Below are 17,358 nucleotides of genomic sequence, written 5' to 3'. Positions count from 1 at the left end.
GTAGTTATGGATATGTTGAGCTGTATAGGCATTTCCTATTCATGATTTGCATGAAAATATGGAAACGGGGGCAATGTAGAGGTAGGTATCCAATTTCAAAACACGGCATGTGAACCTAATGAATGTGAGGAGAAGCATACGCATGAACAAAAAGATCGTAGTCCTGACTCTCTTGCTAGCTGGGGCTTTATCGGCTTGTGGAAAGAGTGAAACGACACCTAGCCCTAGTGCAGGCACAACAGCGCCAACAGCATCCGCAAGTACAGGAACGACAACGAAAGCTGATGCACAGACGGTCTTTAAGGCCAATTGTGTCAGCTGTCATGGCGCGAATTTGGAGGGCTTAGTCGGGCCGAATCTTCAGAAGGTTGGCGGAAAGCACTCGAAGGAACAGCTCACCGCGATTATTGGGAACGGGAAGGGCGCCATGCCTGCTTTTAAAGGAAAGCTATCCGATGATGAAGTCAGTTCATTGTCCACGTGGCTAGCAGACAAAAAATAGTCTGAAATGAACCCGCCCCTCGCTGTAAAGCGGTCAGGCGGGATTTTTCTTTTTCAGCGAGCAACATTCATTTCGTTCCAATATAGGCATAGGATAAATAAGTAATTTGAAATTTACCGATAAAGGTGCTTCCTTTTTATCATGATGGAATAGGGAGATGAAGCAGATGAAGGGCAAGGATCGGTGGAACGATCTCTTTGAACTGGGGATGTATGTTCTCGCGGCCGGCTGTTTTGTTTATTTTCTGGTAAGAGGTAATGGGGCCAAAATGTTCCAAGCGGTGCTCATTGTTGCTGTACTTCAGCTCATTCGGCTTGTCGTCAAATGGACGAAAACAACGATGTTTACTTCGTTGCGTTTTTGTGTGCTACTATTTATTTTCGTCACGATGTTTGTGGCCAACGAATTCGGGTTTTATGGTGTCATTCCCTATTTGGATAAAATGGAGCATCTCTTCTCGGGAGTTATTCTCTGTTTCATCGGTTTACTCGTATATAGCAAAGCGGCCGATCACCAAGAGGGGACTGAGCTCTCCTCCCATGTCGCAGTGTGGCTCTGTTTCTTCTTCTCCGTGGCGATGGCTGGCGTATGGGAAATTTATGAGTTCGCGACGGATCACCTTTTTGGACTCAATTCGCAAAATGGCAGCTTGCTCGATACGATGACGGATATCATTTGTGGAACAGCGGGTGCAATCTTGACGGCTTGTTACTTGGCACTGAAGGCAAGAAGAAAGACTCTTCCATTGGTGGATATTAGGTGAAGATAGTGGTCTTAGAAGGGGTGGCAAATCGATTAGCGAGTCTTTCACAGCTTGTCATTTCGCCTCGTATGTGGCACTATTAGCTCTATTGAATGGAGGATTGACAGCATGGAAGAGTTGCCTAACTGCCCCAAGTGCCAATCGGCTTATACGTACGAAGATGGAAGTCTTCTTGTGTGTCCGGAGTGTGCGCATGAGTGGTCACAAGCTGGTGAGGAAGTGAACGGGGAAGATCAGAAAGTAGTGAAAGACGCGAACGGCAATGTGCTGAATGATGGTGATTCCGTTACGGTGATCAAAGATTTAAAAGTAAAAGGGACTTCATCCGTTATCAAAATGGGTACGAAAGTGAAAAATATTCGCTTGGTCGAAGGCGATCACGATATTGATTGTAAAATCGATGATTTCGGCGCGATGAAATTAAAATCGGAGTTTGTTAAAAAGATATAAGCATGGAAGCAGAGAACCCTAAGTGGATTCTCTGTTTTTCTTTTTGTTAGCTCTTCTTGGAGTCCCAAAGCGCATCAAGCTCAGGCAGCAGAAGCACGCTCTCTTGTTCGTTGGGGTCGGTGCGGGCAAGAACACAAGTACAAGAATCCGAAGTACTCGGATTATAGGGGAGATGTGGCATTCCAGCTGGAATGTAGAGGAAATCGCCTTGTTCCAGTTCCATATGCTGCTCCAAATTCTCGCCATACCACATATTGGATTTCCCTTCCAGCATGTAAATGGTGGTTTCATGGTTTTGATGAAGATGAGCTGTTGCTCGTTGCCCAGGTAGAATGGTTAGCAGCATCATACAAATACCTTGCGAATCAGCACTTTCTTTGGAAATCGCCTCCGCATAATCAAAGCCTTGTTTCCCATGATAGGTTCGAGATGAACGGATAAGTCGACATGTACGCGTATTGTCCACGTAGCAGCACCTCCTACAACTATGATATGCCCATCTACATATTTTAGCTTCGGATGACCCATCTTACTAAATAAACAAAGTATGGGGTGTATTTCACAAAGGAGGAAATGACTTGGCATTATTTCATTTGAGCTACATTGTGTTGTTTAGTGTATTACTCGCGGCAGGAACGATCGGAATGGCATGGTTTGTCTTTCATAAGCGGAAGAGAAAGGCCCGTTAAATTTCGTCATCATCTGTAAAAAGTAAGGAGCATCCCTGTGGATGCTCTTTTTTGCATTCCCATAACAAGGGAATGTTGCCTCTTTCACGAATACAATGTAATGGTTCCCTATAATTGACATCCAATTTTATAATGACATGGGAGGATTGCGATGATGTTGCTCTACGAAAGATCTTTAAAATCACAGGTTATTGTAATTAGTTTGATGATCTTCTTGTCTGTTGTGCAACTAATTATCAATATTGCTGCTAAAGCTCCTGTTATGATTGTTTCTCTTTTCAGTATTGGACTTGGTGTGTTCCTCATTCTAGCAGTTATTATTTGTATAGATTTGATACAAGATGACGCGGAGAAAATGACAGCGAAAGTGGAATTCCTGGAAGAATATCGTCTACATATTCGGAAACCAAATGGGAAGTTATTGAAAGTGCGCGTAAAAGCAAAAGAATATGAACAATTTTATCTTGAACAATCTGTCGAATTGCTTATTGCGAAACGTACAAGTGCTCTGCTTACGATCCATAGTCTGGGTAATCAGCCAGAACAACTGGAGTGAGTGCACGCAACTCTGCATCGATCACAACGGAGGTCCTATGAAACGATTGAGAAAACTTTATAAAAGTAAAATAATGTGGACGGTACTCATTTTGATTGTATTCATCTATATAAACAACACCTCACTCCTTGCTAAAGAGCGAAAAGGTGATCCATTTCTAATGGCGCATCGCGGGATGTCACAAACCTTCCACACGGAGAACCTGAAGAACGATACCTGTACAGCAGAACGAATCTTTGAACCTGAGCATCCCTATCTGGAGAATACGATTCCTTCGATGCAAGCCGCTTTTGATGCTGGAGCCGATGAGGTTGAATTTGATATCCATATGACCAAAGATGAACAATTCGCCGTTTTCCATGATTGGACGCTCGATTGTCGGACGAACGTCAAAGGACAGTCTAAGGACTATACAATGGCTGAGCTCAAAAAGGTGGATATTGGATACGGCTATACGGCCGATAATGGGAAAACGTTCCCTTTTCGAGGCAAAGGTGTTGGACTAATGCCTTCTCTACCCGAGGTATTCTCGCAGTTTCCAGACAAAATGTTCCTCATCCATATTAAAACGAATGATCCTCATGAAGGCGATTTATTGGTTGAAACGTTGACGAATTTATCACCTGAACGCAGAGAGCAATTGACGATTTATGGCGGGAATTTACCTGTGGCTATTGTGAAAGAAAAGCTGCCTGAGATGCGCGTAATTTCGGTAGATACGATGAAAAGCTGCTTACTCCCGTACCTTGCCTATGGCTGGACAGGTATTACCCCATCTGCATGTGAACATATCCAGATTCATATACCTGAAAAGTTGGCTCCGCTATTATGGGGATGGCCGAACAAATTTTTAAATCGAATGGATAACGTGGATACTAGAGTCATTGTGGTGGGAGGCAATGGGACGGAGTTCTCAACGGGATTTGATACGCCAGCTGATTTGGAGCGGCTTCCAGCTTTGTATTCCGGCGGGATTTGGACGAATCGCATTGATCGAATTGCACCAATGTATAAGGGGAAATAGCACTAACCAAAGAGGGCACACTCGAGCAGAAGTTTCTACTTCAGTGGTGCCCTTTTTGTCTGATGGCGGCTATTATGCAATCATTTACTTATAGAAAGGCGATTGGAATGGCGTCAGCGCTGCGATAACCGCATCCCGAAAAACCTCACTCCGAGTTATTCGTCCTTCCGTAAATAAACCATAAGCGCCTTCTTTGTGATTGCTGCCGACTGTGCTGCTCAATTCATCGATAATGTGCCGCAGCTCAGTACCGCCTTGTTTTAATTTCTCTCCAATTTCATTGGGGATCGGGAAATATAGGCCTTTGCCGACAAAAAGCTGCGTCCCATCCCAAGCGGCACAAACAGAGAAGAGATACCATTGTTTTGTATGAATCTCATCAAAAGTAAGTCCACCTTCTAGACCAAGACCAATATCAGCTTCGGGCTCAGCTGCAAGCACATTTTTCGCGCGATTAATGGCACCGATGATGGTTTCGTTTTCTGTCAGGGGCTGGTCGGATACAGCAGAAGGGACCGAGTGACAGATCGGTTCTATCCCAGAAGCTAGCACAACTGCAGCTCTTTTCGCTTGATTTTGTGTACCTAAAGCAATTCTTATTTCTTTTACCAACATAGCTAATCACTCCTAGTCATCCGATTGCGAATGAAGTTGATCATTGTGGATTAGTATACCATGTTTTGATTTGTAGGATGAGACGGGAAAGCAACGGAGTAAATATGGTATAACAGTAAGAGGACAAATTGGAAATATAATGATGACTAATCGTAGTCGTTAGATTATAAAAAGGAGTATTCTTGATGATGAAATCTCTACATGGAAAAGTAGCTTTGGTGGCAGGTGCCACACGCGGTGCAGGAAGAGGAATCGCGATCGAATTAGGAGCGGCTGGAGCCACTGTGTATGTGACTGGACGCACGACACGTACGCAACGTTCTGAATACAATCGACCTGAAACAATTGAAGAAACGGCTGAACTGGTAAATAATGCGGGTGGTGTAGGCATCGCGGTTCAAGTAGATCATCTAGATCGAGATCAGGTTCAGGCACTTATAGCACGCATCGAGAGCGAACAAGGACGGCTGGACATCCTGGTTAATGATGTGTGGGGATCTGAATATTTGACGGAGTGGAACGTACCTGTGTGGGAGCATTCTTTGGACAAAGGGTTTCGCATGCTTCGGCTTGCCATTGACACGCATATCATTACGAGTCACTTTGCACTATCCCTGTTAATCCAGAACAAGAATGGACTCGTCATTGAGATAACAGACGGCACAGCAGAATACAACGATACCAACTACCGTTTATCACTCTTCTATGATCTAGCCAAGTCATCCGTCATTCGAATGGCGAAGTCATTATCTCATGAACTTGCACCACATGGCTGCACGGCAATTGCAGTGACACCGGGTTGGATGCGTTCTGAAATCATGCTGGAGCACTTCGAGGTTAAGGAAGAAAACTGGCGTGACGCGACGGAGAAGGAACCTCATTTCATCATCTCGGAATCGCCGCGTTTTGTAGGGCGTGCTGTGGCCGCACTAGCTACAGATCCGGAAGTTGCCCGATGGAATGGCCACTCGATGTCTAGCGGTAGCATCTCACAAGTGTATGGATTTAAAGATGTGGATGGCTCACAGCCAGACTGCTGGCGGTACCTAGTCGAGGTGCAGGAGGCAGGGAAACCTGCGAATGCAGAGGGATATCGCTAAGCACGAACGCGGAGTGGCAGCTCATTTGGCTTGAATAAGCATACCTAGCGGTATGCTTATTTTTATTTCGGGCATAGGAAACTATTTCGAGAATGGGAGCTAAAGATAAGCTTTTGGAAATCGGTATTAAATGTGACCTGAATTGGGCATATTTGTTAAAAACATCAGTTGTTGAAGGGAACCAAGGTGCTGCATCCATGGGGGATATTGTATTAATTACATTTTATATGCTGACCATTATCACATTCTTCGTAACGAAGAAACGCATGCACCTGTTTGAAATCATTTTCAGCTGGTTAATTGTGGTGTTAATGCATGATGTCTACTTTATGATCTTCACAATAAATTATCCGTATATCATTCCTTCACTTCTATTATCGGATGTATTCTTGCGTATCGTACACCACCAGATCATCACACCGATGATTGTTGTTTGGGCCATGGATCAGTGGGTGACGAAGCGCGGAGTCTGGTATAAGTTAAGTTCATTTCTCTTTTTTTCAATCGTGCTTATTCTGTTGAAGATGTACTTAGAATCTTTGAGAATTGTTCAATATTCAGCATCGTGGAAAATGGAGTGGTCCTACTTGGAAAGCCTGATGTTGCTTGGTTTTACCGGAATTGCGCTCATTATTTATCGTTGTATCATGCGGAAAGATGGCATATCCTATGAACCATCTTGATGTATTGTTTCAAAGGAATACAATGTTTACGATGATTTGCCTTGTACTGATCTACGGTTTCATGTGGATATTGCCAAGAACAATGCCTAGATCCGTTAGTCTCATTATGATGCTGTTCAGCCTTGATGCAGCAAAAGGGTTAGACACAAGCATTGGTGTAAAACCATTCGATTTCTATAATACGAATATCTACTCGTATTTTGATTTCGCAGATGTATTAACATGGTGTCTATATCCAGTTTCTGGCTATTTGTTTGCCTATTACTACAACAAATTCCGTATCAGTGGTATCATGATTCCGATTTATATTCTGCTATGTTCATTCATCGGAATGGCGTTTGAGGCATTAAATGTTTATTTCGATGTGTTCCAGTATCGACATTGGAAATTAAGCTACTCTTTCTGTATCTACCTTGTCGTGCAGACCCTGTTTGTTCTCTTATTTACAAGACTGAAAAAACATTGGATCGAACAAAAACGTCAATCGATAAGGAGAATGAATCGAAGTTGAGCTCGCTACACGCACATTCGCCACGTAGACAGCAAGCCTTATTAAGTCCGGATGGCTTAAGCAGCCTGCGTTGGCAGGATCCAAAGATAATTGCATGGTGGTCTGCCTCTTTTCCAGGCTTCGGTCATTTCTTACTTCATCAGTTTTTTCGTGGCTTTGTGCTGTCAGCTTGGGAGGTTGCTATCAATACGCTTGCACGTATTAATGAAGCTATTTACTATTCGTTCAGTGGACAATTCGAGTTGGCCACTCAAGTCATCGAACCAAGATGGGCATTCGCTTATGCGATCGTTTATTTATTTGCGATATGGGATAGTTATCTCAAGGCTATTGATGCGAATAAGCAGTATCACCTAGCGAGGCTGGAAGGAGCAAGGCTTACTTCCAATGTGATGAAGCCATGGACTATTTCGAATATAAGTTTCAAGAGACCTGGCGCAGCTCTATTTAGTTCATTAATTTTTCCTGGGCTTGGACAGCTTTACAATAACCGTTTAGCGCTGGGCTTCTATGGGGTCTTCTGGTGGTTTATTTATATGACGATGTCACGATCACACGAAGCCACGCTTTATTTGATATTAGGTAAATTGTCTCGATCGACAGCCATTTTAAACCCCCATTGGCTTTTATTTATGCCATCAGTCATCTGTGGTGCCATGTATGATGCCTATATGACTGCACATGATCATAATCGACTTTTCCGAATCGAGCAGAAGCAATTTCTGACAGAGACGTATCCACCATTCCCATTACCCCTGTTTGAAAAGGAGAATGACCCACATGTTGATCATTAGTACATTTGAGCATTCTATTGAGGTAGAGGAAGCACTGGCTGTTCTGGAGAAAATGGGGCTAGCGCGTCAAGAGATCATGACCGTGATGATGGACAACTATCGGGAGATCTCTGATCATAATTACAATTCGAATCCGAATAAAAAAATGCTGGCATTCGAGGTTGGTATGGCCATGTCCACCTGTTTCACAGTTTTGGGAATCAGTTTTGGCTTCACACTCTATTGGGGGCCTATTATTTGGGGACTTATTTCCGCTATAAGCGGGTTCATTGTTGGGTATAGTATGACACGCGTGATACAAGTGAAGGTAATGAAACACGTTATTCGAAAAAAGGAAAGATTGCCCGAGTTGGCCGTCATTATCCAATGCCATGAGGGTCGATTTCAGGAGGTACAGCATGTGCTCTGGGAGTATCAAGCTTTATCGGTAGGCAAAGTTCATAGTTGAAATATGACAAGCTTGAGACTTCAAGCTTATTTTTTTTGTTTCAAAACATTTCCAGTATCGTTCGCGTCAAACATGTAGATGGAGCGATTAGGGGGAACACAAATATGAAAGTAAAGAGCGTTCGATTGTTGCTCGTATGGAGTTGTTTGTTGCTTAGTTCATGCTCGGATTCGAAGTACGATATTGATAAAGGGACCGCCAAAGGAGACGTCATTAATATCCATGGCAGAATCATTAATCTTGATCGTTTCAGTCAATTCTTAAAAAACGTGGAGGGGCATGCTGAGAGTCAGATTCGAATCATGCAAATGACCATTGAGGGTGATCCGATTTATTATGATTTTGCTTATAAAAAAGATAAGATTTCTTATAGCTATGATAATTCAGAGGACAAACATGGCAGCAAACAACGACTGAAAACGGAATGTACCCGTATTATTTCTGAGAAAGTAGAACGAGGTGTTGCATATAAGCTGGATGGTTGTAAGGATGCAGCGATTGGGGAGACTTTTAGCTTTGTGGTAGCGGATAGTGGGGGATTGTGAGAATTAACGATATCCAACCTCTCTCCCAATGTTTGCTATTCGTGTTATTTGTATTTGGAAGTTAAACTGATATTTTGAGCAAAGAAAACATGCAATACGAGGAGTGAGACGGAATGAAAAAGTTTTTGCTTGGTCTGACCTGTGGAATTGCTTTAACTGCAACTACAACTGCGTTTGCTTCGGATAGCATCCGAGCTTACTTATTTCCCGCTACAATTGAGTTCAATGGGCAAACCAAGGAAATACCATCTGACTACAACGTCCTAAATGTAGATGGTCATGCGTACGTTCCTATTCGCTTTATCGGTGAGGAGTTAGGTTTAGGCGTCTCTTATAACTCACGTGATCATGTTATTTCATTGATGAATGAACCAGCAAGCTTTGCAGACGATACGGCTAAAAAAGTATGGCAAATCCAATATCGATTAAACGTTGGGAATGAACAAAAATACGTAAGAGAACTGCTAGGTAATCCTGCTGCGGAACGAACAAATGATGATAAGCAGCAAGCAGTATGGCGTTATGATATCTCACCAATCGCGGACTATCACTACTTAGGACTAAACATCGATATTAAAGGGATGGAGCAAGGGGAAATAGGTGGACAGTTAGTTTTAACATGGTCAGATGAAGGGAAAGTTGAGAAGGTTGAACTTTGGTATTCACAAGGGAACGATAGACAAATTTATACTTATTTTATCTATCCAGACGGTTCTACAACTGGAGCCAAATACGAGTAGATTATGGGAAAAATGGGATAATGGAGATTCATGAGTTTCGAAATGGAAAATTTTGAGTCATGTTTTCACTGATTTCACATGATACAATCTTAAAGATCCATTTTGGATCAAAAACTTAGAAGGCCGAAGCTTTTTTGAAGCACGGGGGACCCAATCTTTGGGGTGAAGCCGCGATCGCGCGGCCGGGTGATTACTCTTTGATCCGAATCCGACAGCTAACCTCGCAGGCCGCAAAAAGGAGAGGTTTATTTTGAAACGTTACAAAAAGCTAGTAATTACTGGTGCACTAGGTTTGAGCGTCCTTATGGGGGCGAATGCGGCATTTGCTGCAACGGGAACTCATACGGTAGCGGGCAACGATACCATGTGGTTAATCTCCAAGAAGTACGGCGTTAGCCTAACTTCGCTGATCAAGGCAAATCCGCAAGTTGCCAGTCCCAATATCATTTGGTCTGGGATGAAGCTTAATATTCCTGGAAAAACGAGTACCAATGTTGCTGCCAAACCAGCGGTTACGCCTGCGCCAACGCAATCAACCTTTGCTAATCAAGTGGTTAACATAGTTAACCAGGAGCGTACGAAGGCTGGACTGAAGCCTTTGGCAAGTAATACTGCACTTACCGCGATGGCTTTGGATAAAGCGAAGGATATGTACAACAACGCTTATTTCGATCATACATCACCAACCTACGGGTCACCTTTTGATATGATGCGCGCCTACGGCATTAGCTATTCCTATGCGGGTGAAAACATCGCGAAGGGACAACAAACGCCTGAAGCCGTCATGACAGCATGGATGAACAGTTCAGGTCATCGTCAAAATATTCTAAGCCCTAACTTCACACAAATAGGTGTTGCCTATTATAACGGTGAGTGGGTTCAGGAGTTTATAAGTAACTAGGACATGCGTCTAAACATTCAAGGCACACGATATGTGTGTCTTTTTTGCATGCATAAAGTTGTATGAATAATACAGTTTGTAATTTTAATTAAGACAATAAAATGACTGTTTTACTGCAAAGAAAAAGTCAGATCAATTGAGATGATCCGACTTGGACGGCGGCTTGTAATTGGCGGATTATTCAGAATGGTTTCAAACCAAACCTAGTGCCAATCTAGATCATTTCCTCTTGTCAATGTAGGTTAACAATGTGAGTATAAATAACCCAAAAGCAAACATGATTGAAAGAGATTGAAATATATCCATGTTCGCAGCTCCACCTTTCCAATAAGAGGTGTCCGCCTTGTACAAGTCGTCCTATTGTAAAGTTTATAGTAAAATGGATAATTGTGGTAGTGTCAATAGAACCATATATCTTTCTACATAATTCGATTAAAATGGCTGTTCCATCAAAAAGTGGGAGGAAGAAATATGCTAGATATAAGAGTGCATCAAGTTTTATCTACAATGCAACTTACTGGAGTAGTTATTTGGGAGGAGAATTTTAAAAATATGCAATAGCGAATCGCGGCAGACTCCGTTTTGAGAGGCTGTTTTTTTATATCTGTCGAAGGAGATAGGTTGTGAATGTCGAATTGGAAATCATCTAATAGATTGATGTGAACAGAATTAATAAATGGCTGAGTCAACAAAATCATTCATAGTTATCTACTTCGTAATTGGATCTTTACTCACGATAGCATTTTGTATATTAAATGTGTGGGCTTATCGTAAGAAACGTATGGTTTTCTGGTTATTGACTCTTATTATTTATATAAATTATTTAGCATAGTCACAGATCCAAACCCAATAAGAATTATGTCAGCAAATATCTAATCCAATGAATCCAGAGGTGCATCCAGTGATTAAAGTGATCACAGAAATCCAAATCGAAGCAACGATTGACATAGTCTTTGATTTAGCTAGAAATATAGAGATACATACGCAGACTGTCTGGCCTCACACCAAGGAGCGAGCGATTGCTGGAACTACTTCAGGCATGATAGGCGGAGGGGAAACGGTCACTTTTGAGGCGAGGCACTTTCTTATTAGGCAAAAGCACACTTCACTCATATCGAATTACGTTCGGCCCTATCATTTTGTTGATGAAATGGTGCAGGGTACTTTCAAAAGTATGAGACATGAACACGAGTTTATTGATTTAGGAAATAGCACTTTAATGAAGGATACGTTAAGTTTTGAGGCCCCTTTGGGTTGGCTCGGTTGGGTAGTTGAAAGAGTTGTCTTAAAGAATTATATGATGAGATTTTTGAGATTTCGGAATAAGCAATTAAAGATCGTAGCTGAACAAGTAAATAAAAGGAGCAAATTGATATGACTAGTGTGATTACCCGTTTGATTCACAGTGATGAATTAAGTGAGCTTTTACAATTGTACAAGCATTTACATGAACATGATCCTGATCTCATTCTTGATAATCAACTTGAAGAGTTATGGCATGAAATCTTGAATGACAACTATATGAAAATCATTGTTGTAGCCAAAGATGGAGTGATCGTATCTTCGGTCGTGTTGACGATTATTAAAAATTTAACTAGAAATGCAAGACCATATGGACTTATAGAGAACGTAGTTACACATGCTCAACACAGAAATAATGGATTTGCCAGAATGGCATTGGATAAAGCTATTGAAATTGCTACGGACTATAACTGTTATAAGGTTATGCTGATGACAGGATCAAAGAGAGAAGAAATACACAATTTTTATGAAAAGAGCGGATTTAGCAAAGGTTTGAAAACAGGGTTCATTCGCAAATTAGAGTGATTTAGGGGTGTTTACCTAACAAGAAGGAAGGGTATCCAATTGAAATTCTACATCGCATCTAGTTTCAAGAACATCGACAATGTTCGAAACGTCGCACAGCAGTTGAAGTCACGGGGATTCATACAAACGTACGATTGGACGGTTCATTCAGGAACCGCTACCCTTCAAGTACTCGCGGATATCGGTCAAAAAGAGAAAGAAGCTGTGTTGCATGCAGACTTATTCATCATCATGCTGCCAGCAGGGAAAGGGAGCCATGTCGAGTTGGGACTTGCTTTAGGCGCTATGAAGACAATAGTTTTGTATTCAGCTAATGATGAGATAAATGATACTGAAAAAACGAGTACGTTTTATCAGTTGCCAGAGGTGCATAAAATCATTGGAACCGTAGACGATTTGGTTTCTTATTTTCCTAGAGGCTAGGCCAATCTAAAATAGTTCCCATCAAACCCTTGAAACAACAAAAAAAGGAAGCCCCAACGTGTTCCCACGTTCCAGGCTTCTTTTTCTTATTGAAACATCGCTTCAAATCGCTTCTTAAATGTCTGAAACATCCACAAATTCACATCCCACAAGTCAGTCACCGGTTGTCTAGTGAAAGGCAGCACCTGCATATACGGCGGAGGCCCGAATTCCGGTGTGAAGGTCATAGTATCCGCTCCGGCATCGAATCTGTGTTGACAGATGGTTAACCATAATTTGATGAAGGCTTCCACATGCCAGGCAAATTCAGGTGCCCTGGGGTCCGCCACCTGCGGGCCTTCCGGGTACCCGACGCGCCCATGAATGTGGATCGCCCGCGCTAGGCTTAGCTTGACGTCCTCGTCCTCCGGACTCGGCATGCTCTCGCAGGCTGCGCACCAATGGCTAAAATCGGCGCCGATTGTGAGCTCTGGCAGCTGCTTCAACACGGCCGCCGTTTGCCACGGCGTGAAAAAAGCCCGCCCCCGATGCGTTTCGTGCGCGATCGGAATCCCGATCTCTTCCTCCACGCGCAGCGCTTCTTCGAAGAAGCGAAGCTGCTCGTCGGCAGGCATTCGATCAGCTGCGCTGTGCGAATTGATCAGAACAGGTCGCAATTCTGCTGCGCGAAGCGCCTGTTCACGGAAAGATTGCAGGTGATTCGGTCCTCGAGTCACCACCTGTGCTATAAACGATAAGTTCATGTCATCTAAGTCTTTTCGAAACTGCTTATCATGCTTACTGTCTGAAGGAGGCGTGTATTCAACACCGCAATATCCTGCCTCAACGACTTGGGCTAATTTCCCCTCCCAGATCCCGTTCCATTCCCACAAGGATTTATAACCGTTTAATTGCATATCTATTGCTCCTTATCTGATAGTTCCATAGAAATATCTATGAGTATAGGTCAGGAGAACGGTAAAAAGCTTATGGTATCTTCAGAATTACTCAACCTATTTTCACCAAGATAGATGTCTGTAGGCGGTTGGGGATAAATTCGTCCATCGTTTGAATTGTTTGCTAAATTGCGACAAATCCTTGTAACCCAGCTGTTCCGCTATATGCTCGATAGAAAGAGTCGGGTCCATGAGCATCAGCTTGGCTTGACGGAGCTTGACTGTACTTAAATAATGGCGTGGCGAGACACCATAAGCTTTGTGAAAAACACGATTGCAGTGAGCGGGACTATATCCGAGCTGCTTGGCAATGAGCGTAATACGGAAAGGTTCCTGCCCTTTCATTGTCGTTGAAGCATGATGCTCGATTAACGCTGCAAGCTGTGAGGCTAAGCCAGCATCTCCCGTGTGTTGGTTAGACATCACTGCCTCGCCGAGTAACACCTCGCTTAACGCAGTGAAAATACGAAATGAAGCATGCATCGTCTGAAGCTTTAGACTCAGTCCGCTGGAGGTATTTTCTCTGGCTATTTGTGCGAGATCCATAAGAATAGGGCGGAGTAAGCTCTCCATTTTGCTGCCAGATGGGTGAATAATTTGTCCGATTTGACTTAATTGCTGACGAAACCAAGGATCGGTCACCTCTAGATGCACGCACACATACTCCATCATACTGCCCTCGACAGCACCTAAGCTTGCATGCACTTCATTCGGAAGAATCCAAACTAGGTCACCTTGCTTCTGTACAAAATGCTTGTCTCCAACTCGCATACGTTGAGAGCCGTCTACGACGAGATTTAGCTCAAACATCGGATGTTGATGCTCAGGAAATGACCATTGCGCGTTAACCTTGCGAATATGCGCGGCAAAAATCCGGAAAGATGCCTGCACATCAGGCAGCATACCGCCATGTACGACATTTTCGAGACCATTGGGTAATGACTCTTGTTGCAAGACTTCCATATATAAGGCTCCTTTGAAAAGGTTATGGTCCATTCGTTACAATAACTATCTCATCTTACTAGGGTAGAAATCAAATGTTTCTTTTGTCCAAATGAAAGATCGTAATGCCCATGGGTTCAGGGTTTTGATCATTGTATAATAAGGGCAAATGACTGAGAGGAGCATCATCCTGATATGAAGAATCAATTTTTCAACGCACACCATTCGCCAGTTGGCGCATTTGCAAGCTTTACACTTGGATTTCCGGGCAAAAGCGGAGGCTTCGATCTAGAACAAGCGCGTCCTCCTAAGCAAAATATATATATTGGTCTTGAATCCGCTGAAGGCGGCAAGTATGATGCATTGCCTTTCTTCGAATATTCGGTTGAAGATGAAGCCCAACGCTATGATATCGAGAATCCGGATCCGAAGCCGAAAAAAAAGAAAACGGTATTCCCCTTTGCACAAGAGAAGATTCACCGAGATTTCAATGTTAGTACCGATACGTGGAAAGCCGGCGATTTGGAATTTAGCCTTATTTCCCCGACACAGTCGGTTCCTGATCCAACAACAGCAAGTGATGAGGAGCTTCGTTTATCTCTCGTACCTGCGGTTCTAGCTAAAATTACCGTGGATAATACCAAAGGTACGTCATCTAGAAGAGTTTTCTTTGGGTATCAAGGGACAGATCCATACAGTGCTATGCGCAGGTTGGATGATACGATGGAGGGCGCCGCAGGCGTTGGTCAGGGCCGAATTACGGCGATAGTTTCCAAAGATCCTGATGTTCGTTCAGGCCTCTACTTTAGTATCGAAGATATTTTGAGGATGAAAATTGTAGAAAACTTGACCTTCGGCCTCGGTACGGTAGGTGCTTTGTTCGCAGATACGCCTGCTGGTGAGAAGCGTACTTACCAATTTGCAATTTGCTTCCATCGCTCTGGCATTGTTACAGCGGGTCGTGATGCATCGTATACGTATGCACGTTTATTCCAGAATATTGAAGCCGTTGCTGATTATGCTTTGGGCCATTTCGACAAGCTAGCAGCACTTGCTCAAAGTGCAGATGCAAATATTGAAAACTCTCGTTTGTCAGCGGATCAGAAATTTATGCTTGCGCATGCCATTCGCAGCTACTATGGAAACACGCAGCTGCTGGATATGGATGATCAGCCATTCTGGATCGTCAATGAAGGCGAATATCGGATGATGAACACGTTCGATTTGACAGTTGATCAGTTATTTTATGAGCTGGCTGTGAATCCTTGGACGGTTCGTAATGAGCTGGATATGTTCGTGAAACGGTATAGCTATGAAGATAAGGTTTGCTTCCCAGGCGACCCTACGGAATACCCGGGTGGAATCTCGTTTACGCATGATATGGGAGTAGCCAACACGCTGTCACGTCCAAGTTTCTCTTCTTATGAGCTATATGGTTTGGACGACTGTTTCTCTCATATGACACATGAGCAATTGGTGAATTGGATATTATGCGGAGCAACCTATGTGGCGCATACGGATGATCAGGCGTGGCTGCAAGCGAATCTCGCGATTTTTGATAAATGTTTGACGAGCATGATCAATCGCGATCATCCGAATCCGGAGCTGCGAAATGGTATTATGTCATTAGACAGCACGCGTACCATGGGTGGAGCCGAAATTACGACCTACGACAGCCTAGACGTCTCTTTGGGACAATCGCGGAACAATATTTATATGGCAGGCAAATGTTGGGCAGCTTACGTGGCCATGGAAACTATTTTTGCTCAAAATGGCCGAGAAGATCTGGCTCTTATCGCAAGTGAGCAGGCTTTGAAATGCGCACAAACGGTAACGTCATTCGTCACCGAAGAAGGATATATTCCAGCAGTTGTGGGCGAAGGCAATGACTCCAAAATCATTCCTGCGATTGAAGGCTTGGTATTCCCATACTCCACAGGCAATAAGGAAGCGCTTGACGTGAAGGGTCGTTACGGCTTTTATATCGAAGCTTTGAAGAAGCATCTGGATGTTGTCCTTGTAGAGGGAACCTGCTTATTCGCTGATGGCGGCTGGAAGCTTTCCTCCACGAGTAATAACTCCTGGTTAAGTAAAATATATTTGTGCCAATTCGTAGCACGTGAAATCCTTGATCTGGCTTGGGAGGAGACAGGTGCTGCAGCGGATGCAGCCCATGTTGCTTGGTTGACGCACCCGACCTTGTCCATTTGGAGTTGGAGTGATCAAATTATTTCCGGTGAAATTACGGGCAGCAAGTATTATCCACGCGGTGTGACGAGCATTTTATGGCTGCAGGAAACGAAATAAACGACTGCGAGCAACCGAAGCTAACCGCTTTGGTTGCTTTTTTGTTGGTACTATTTGTAAAATGGAAGGGATGAGTTTGTTCGACTGGGGGTAGATGGAACGAATGACGAAGAAAGAAATTTCAGCAGGCGGTGTCGTTTACCGTAAAATAGGACAAGAGGTTCACATTTTGCTAATTGTGGATCGGTATCGCAAGCTGGCTTTTGCAAAGGGAAGAATGGAAGCTGGCGAGACGATTGAGCAGGCTGCGCTTAGAGAAATAAGAGAAGAAACCAACATTGTCGGGAAGATCATTCAGCCTCTGACAATCAATTATTATCAGTTCGAACATTCGGAGCACGGCCATGTTGCGAAGGAAACACATTACTTTCTGGTTGAGGCGATTAGCGGAGAACTTAAAGCTCAAACTGAGGAAATCCGAGGTGTCCAGTGGCATAACGCAGCTGAAGCTTGGGACTTACACTATCTGAATGGGTATGAGAATAATCGTGTTATTTTGAAAATGGCGTTAGAAAGCTTAGGATGTCTAGGCGATTATAGCGAGTCGAATGTATAATGAAAGCGTATAGATTTGTAGATTGAAAGCTTAATATTTAGACACAG

At 43.3% G+C, this 17,358-nt stretch carries 23 protein-coding genes and 1 riboswitch; of the genes, 18 read left to right on the top strand and 5 right to left on the bottom strand.

Translation table 11 applies throughout. The features are described 5' to 3' along the window. Positions 1-142: 142 nt before the first annotated feature. The 3 genes from AC58QG_RS06675 (at position 143) to AC58QG_RS06665 (ending at position 1,715) form a co-directional block, all read left to right on the top strand. A complete protein-coding gene (locus AC58QG_RS06675) occupies positions 143-502 on the top strand; it encodes a c-type cytochrome (RefSeq protein WP_497361314.1) in 360 nt (119 codons plus the stop codon). Between the two features lie 157 nt (positions 503-659). Then, the gene (locus AC58QG_RS06670; protein ID WP_497361313.1) at positions 660-1,265 is read left to right on the top strand and encodes a DUF2238 domain-containing protein; all 606 of its coding nucleotides are present in this window, start codon (positions 660-662) and stop codon (positions 1,263-1,265) included. Between the two features lie 108 nt (positions 1,266-1,373). Next, positions 1,374-1,715: a zinc ribbon domain-containing protein YjdM gene (locus tag AC58QG_RS06665; RefSeq protein WP_497361312.1), complete on the top strand. Its 342-nt coding sequence runs from the start codon at positions 1,374-1,376 to the stop codon at positions 1,713-1,715. A 46-nt stretch (positions 1,716-1,761) separates the two neighbouring features. Here the strand turns inward: AC58QG_RS06665 and AC58QG_RS06660 are convergent, their stop codons facing one another. After that, on the bottom strand, positions 1,762-2,181 hold the full coding sequence (locus AC58QG_RS06660) for a cupin domain-containing protein (RefSeq protein WP_497361311.1): 420 nt from the start codon (positions 2,179-2,181) through the stop codon (positions 1,762-1,764). A 374-nt stretch (positions 2,182-2,555) separates the two neighbouring features. On the opposite strand from AC58QG_RS06660, the gene AC58QG_RS06655 reads away from it, so the two are divergent. Next, a complete protein-coding gene (locus tag AC58QG_RS06655) occupies positions 2,556-2,960 on the top strand; it encodes a hypothetical protein (protein ID WP_497361310.1) in 405 nt (134 codons plus the stop codon). 37 nt (positions 2,961-2,997) lie between these two features. After that, complete coding sequence (locus AC58QG_RS06650; RefSeq protein WP_497361309.1) at positions 2,998-3,984, top strand: glycerophosphodiester phosphodiesterase family protein; 987 nt, start codon at positions 2,998-3,000, stop codon at positions 3,982-3,984. A gap of 84 nt (positions 3,985-4,068) precedes the next feature. Here the strand turns inward: AC58QG_RS06650 and AC58QG_RS06645 are convergent, their stop codons facing one another. After that, positions 4,069-4,599, bottom strand: coding sequence for a DUF84 family protein (locus AC58QG_RS06645; RefSeq protein WP_497361308.1), 531 nt, complete (start codon positions 4,597-4,599; stop codon positions 4,069-4,071). A 188-nt stretch (positions 4,600-4,787) separates the two neighbouring features. Between AC58QG_RS06645 and AC58QG_RS06640 the strand changes: the two genes are divergently transcribed. From AC58QG_RS06640 to AC58QG_RS06605, 8 genes are all read left to right on the top strand, one after another. Further along, a complete protein-coding gene (locus AC58QG_RS06640; RefSeq protein ID WP_497362798.1) occupies positions 4,788-5,699 on the top strand; it encodes an SDR family oxidoreductase in 912 nt (303 codons plus the stop codon). Between the two features lie 92 nt (positions 5,700-5,791). Continuing rightward, positions 5,792-6,382 carry a hypothetical protein gene (locus tag AC58QG_RS06635; protein ID WP_497361307.1) on the top strand — a complete coding sequence of 197 codons (591 nt, stop codon included), beginning with the start codon at positions 5,792-5,794 and terminating at the stop codon, positions 6,380-6,382. Continuing rightward, positions 6,369-6,893: a hypothetical protein gene (locus AC58QG_RS06630; RefSeq protein ID WP_497361306.1), complete on the top strand. Its 525-nt coding sequence runs from the start codon at positions 6,369-6,371 to the stop codon at positions 6,891-6,893. The genes AC58QG_RS06635 and AC58QG_RS06630 overlap by 14 nt, the downstream gene beginning before the upstream one ends. Then, complete coding sequence (locus AC58QG_RS06625; RefSeq protein WP_497361305.1) at positions 6,890-7,687, top strand: hypothetical protein; 798 nt, start codon at positions 6,890-6,892, stop codon at positions 7,685-7,687. Before AC58QG_RS06630 ends, AC58QG_RS06625 begins: the two co-directional genes overlap by 4 nt. Further along, entirely contained in the window at positions 7,674-8,135 is a 462-nt protein-coding gene (locus tag AC58QG_RS06620; protein ID WP_497361304.1) for a hypothetical protein, read from the top strand. The genes AC58QG_RS06625 and AC58QG_RS06620 overlap by 14 nt, the downstream gene beginning before the upstream one ends. Before the next feature lie 104 nt (positions 8,136-8,239). Further along, a complete protein-coding gene (locus AC58QG_RS06615) occupies positions 8,240-8,680 on the top strand; it encodes a DUF4362 domain-containing protein (RefSeq protein WP_497361303.1) in 441 nt (146 codons plus the stop codon). Positions 8,681-8,793: 113 nt separating this feature from the next. After that, entirely contained in the window at positions 8,794-9,420 is a 627-nt protein-coding gene (locus tag AC58QG_RS06610) for a stalk domain-containing protein (protein ID WP_497361302.1), read from the top strand. Between the two features lie 111 nt (positions 9,421-9,531). Beyond that, positions 9,532-9,665: riboswitch (cyclic di-AMP (ydaO/yuaA leader) on the top strand. Between the two features lie 5 nt (positions 9,666-9,670). Then, entirely contained in the window at positions 9,671-10,321 is a 651-nt protein-coding gene (locus tag AC58QG_RS06605; RefSeq protein ID WP_497361301.1) for a CAP domain-containing protein, read from the top strand. Positions 10,322-10,540: 219 nt separating this feature from the next. On the opposite strand, the gene AC58QG_RS06600 is transcribed toward AC58QG_RS06605, so the two are convergent. After that, complete coding sequence (locus tag AC58QG_RS06600; RefSeq protein ID WP_379304201.1) at positions 10,541-10,627, bottom strand: putative holin-like toxin; 87 nt, start codon at positions 10,625-10,627, stop codon at positions 10,541-10,543. A 595-nt stretch (positions 10,628-11,222) separates the two neighbouring features. Here AC58QG_RS06600 and AC58QG_RS06595 point away from each other — a divergent pair. Genes AC58QG_RS06595 through AC58QG_RS06585 form a run of 3 tightly spaced genes read left to right on the top strand, consistent with a single transcriptional unit; the run spans position 11,223 to position 12,571 of the window. Then, entirely contained in the window at positions 11,223-11,699 is a 477-nt protein-coding gene (locus AC58QG_RS06595; protein WP_497361300.1) for an SRPBCC family protein, read from the top strand. Next, positions 11,696-12,148, top strand: a complete 453-nt coding sequence (locus AC58QG_RS06590; RefSeq protein WP_497361299.1) for a GNAT family N-acetyltransferase — start codon at positions 11,696-11,698, stop codon at positions 12,146-12,148. The genes AC58QG_RS06595 and AC58QG_RS06590 overlap by 4 nt, the downstream gene beginning before the upstream one ends. 39 nt (positions 12,149-12,187) lie before the next feature. Then, complete coding sequence (locus tag AC58QG_RS06585; protein WP_497361298.1) at positions 12,188-12,571, top strand: group-specific protein; 384 nt, start codon at positions 12,188-12,190, stop codon at positions 12,569-12,571. An 86-nt stretch (positions 12,572-12,657) separates the two neighbouring features. Here AC58QG_RS06585 and AC58QG_RS06580 read toward each other — a convergent pair whose 3' ends face one another. Together AC58QG_RS06580 and AC58QG_RS06575 are read right to left on the bottom strand one after the other, a co-directional pair. Further along, a complete protein-coding gene (locus tag AC58QG_RS06580; RefSeq protein ID WP_497361297.1) occupies positions 12,658-13,467 on the bottom strand; it encodes a sugar phosphate isomerase/epimerase family protein in 810 nt (269 codons plus the stop codon). Between the two features lie 102 nt (positions 13,468-13,569). Beyond that, positions 13,570-14,469: a helix-turn-helix transcriptional regulator gene (locus AC58QG_RS06575; protein ID WP_497361296.1), complete on the bottom strand. Its 900-nt coding sequence runs from the start codon at positions 14,467-14,469 to the stop codon at positions 13,570-13,572. 174 nt (positions 14,470-14,643) lie between these two features. Here AC58QG_RS06575 and AC58QG_RS06570 point away from each other — a divergent pair, with 174 nt between their 5' ends. Together AC58QG_RS06570 and AC58QG_RS06565 are read left to right on the top strand one after the other, a co-directional pair. Next, positions 14,644-16,755: a glycoside hydrolase family 52 protein gene (locus AC58QG_RS06570; RefSeq protein ID WP_497361295.1), complete on the top strand. Its 2,112-nt coding sequence runs from the start codon at positions 14,644-14,646 to the stop codon at positions 16,753-16,755. 103 nt (positions 16,756-16,858) lie between these two features. Next, positions 16,859-17,311, top strand: coding sequence for an NUDIX hydrolase (locus AC58QG_RS06565; protein ID WP_497361294.1), 453 nt, complete (start codon positions 16,859-16,861; stop codon positions 17,309-17,311). Positions 17,312-17,358: the final 47 nt, after the last annotated feature.

This window comes from Paenibacillus sp. J22P169 (assembly GCF_059691995.1).
Note: the sequence above shows the minus strand (reverse complement) of the source record. Positions and strands in the feature narration are given on the sequence as shown.

Coding starts and splice junctions, on each gene's coding strand:
- AC58QG_RS06570 (WP_497361295.1), top strand. CDS start 14,644: ATGAAGAATCAATTTTTCAACGCACACCATTCGCCAGTTGGCGCATTT.
- AC58QG_RS06640 (WP_497362798.1), top strand. CDS start 4,788: ATGAAATCTCTACATGGAAAAGTAGCTTTGGTGGCAGGTGCCACACGC.
- AC58QG_RS06645 (WP_497361308.1), bottom strand. CDS start 4,599: ATGTTGGTAAAAGAAATAAGAATTGCTTTAGGTACACAAAATCAAGCG.
- AC58QG_RS06670 (WP_497361313.1), top strand. CDS start 660: ATGAAGCAGATGAAGGGCAAGGATCGGTGGAACGATCTCTTTGAACTG.
- AC58QG_RS06565 (WP_497361294.1), top strand. CDS start 16,859: ATGACGAAGAAAGAAATTTCAGCAGGCGGTGTCGTTTACCGTAAAATA.
- AC58QG_RS06615 (WP_497361303.1), top strand. CDS start 8,240: ATGAAAGTAAAGAGCGTTCGATTGTTGCTCGTATGGAGTTGTTTGTTG.
- AC58QG_RS06580 (WP_497361297.1), bottom strand. CDS start 13,467: ATGCAATTAAACGGTTATAAATCCTTGTGGGAATGGAACGGGATCTGG.
- AC58QG_RS06665 (WP_497361312.1), top strand. CDS start 1,374: ATGGAAGAGTTGCCTAACTGCCCCAAGTGCCAATCGGCTTATACGTAC.
- AC58QG_RS06655 (WP_497361310.1), top strand. CDS start 2,556: ATGATGTTGCTCTACGAAAGATCTTTAAAATCACAGGTTATTGTAATT.
- AC58QG_RS06630 (WP_497361306.1), top strand. CDS start 6,369: ATGAACCATCTTGATGTATTGTTTCAAAGGAATACAATGTTTACGATG.
- AC58QG_RS06675 (WP_497361314.1), top strand. CDS start 143: ATGAACAAAAAGATCGTAGTCCTGACTCTCTTGCTAGCTGGGGCTTTA.
- AC58QG_RS06575 (WP_497361296.1), bottom strand. CDS start 14,469: ATGGAAGTCTTGCAACAAGAGTCATTACCCAATGGTCTCGAAAATGTC.
- AC58QG_RS06620 (WP_497361304.1), top strand. CDS start 7,674: ATGTTGATCATTAGTACATTTGAGCATTCTATTGAGGTAGAGGAAGCA.
- AC58QG_RS06635 (WP_497361307.1), top strand. CDS start 5,792: ATGGGAGCTAAAGATAAGCTTTTGGAAATCGGTATTAAATGTGACCTG.
- AC58QG_RS06590 (WP_497361299.1), top strand. CDS start 11,696: ATGACTAGTGTGATTACCCGTTTGATTCACAGTGATGAATTAAGTGAG.
- AC58QG_RS06650 (WP_497361309.1), top strand. CDS start 2,998: ATGAAACGATTGAGAAAACTTTATAAAAGTAAAATAATGTGGACGGTA.
- AC58QG_RS06610 (WP_497361302.1), top strand. CDS start 8,794: ATGAAAAAGTTTTTGCTTGGTCTGACCTGTGGAATTGCTTTAACTGCA.
- AC58QG_RS06600 (WP_379304201.1), bottom strand. CDS start 10,627: ATGGATATATTTCAATCTCTTTCAATCATGTTTGCTTTTGGGTTATTT.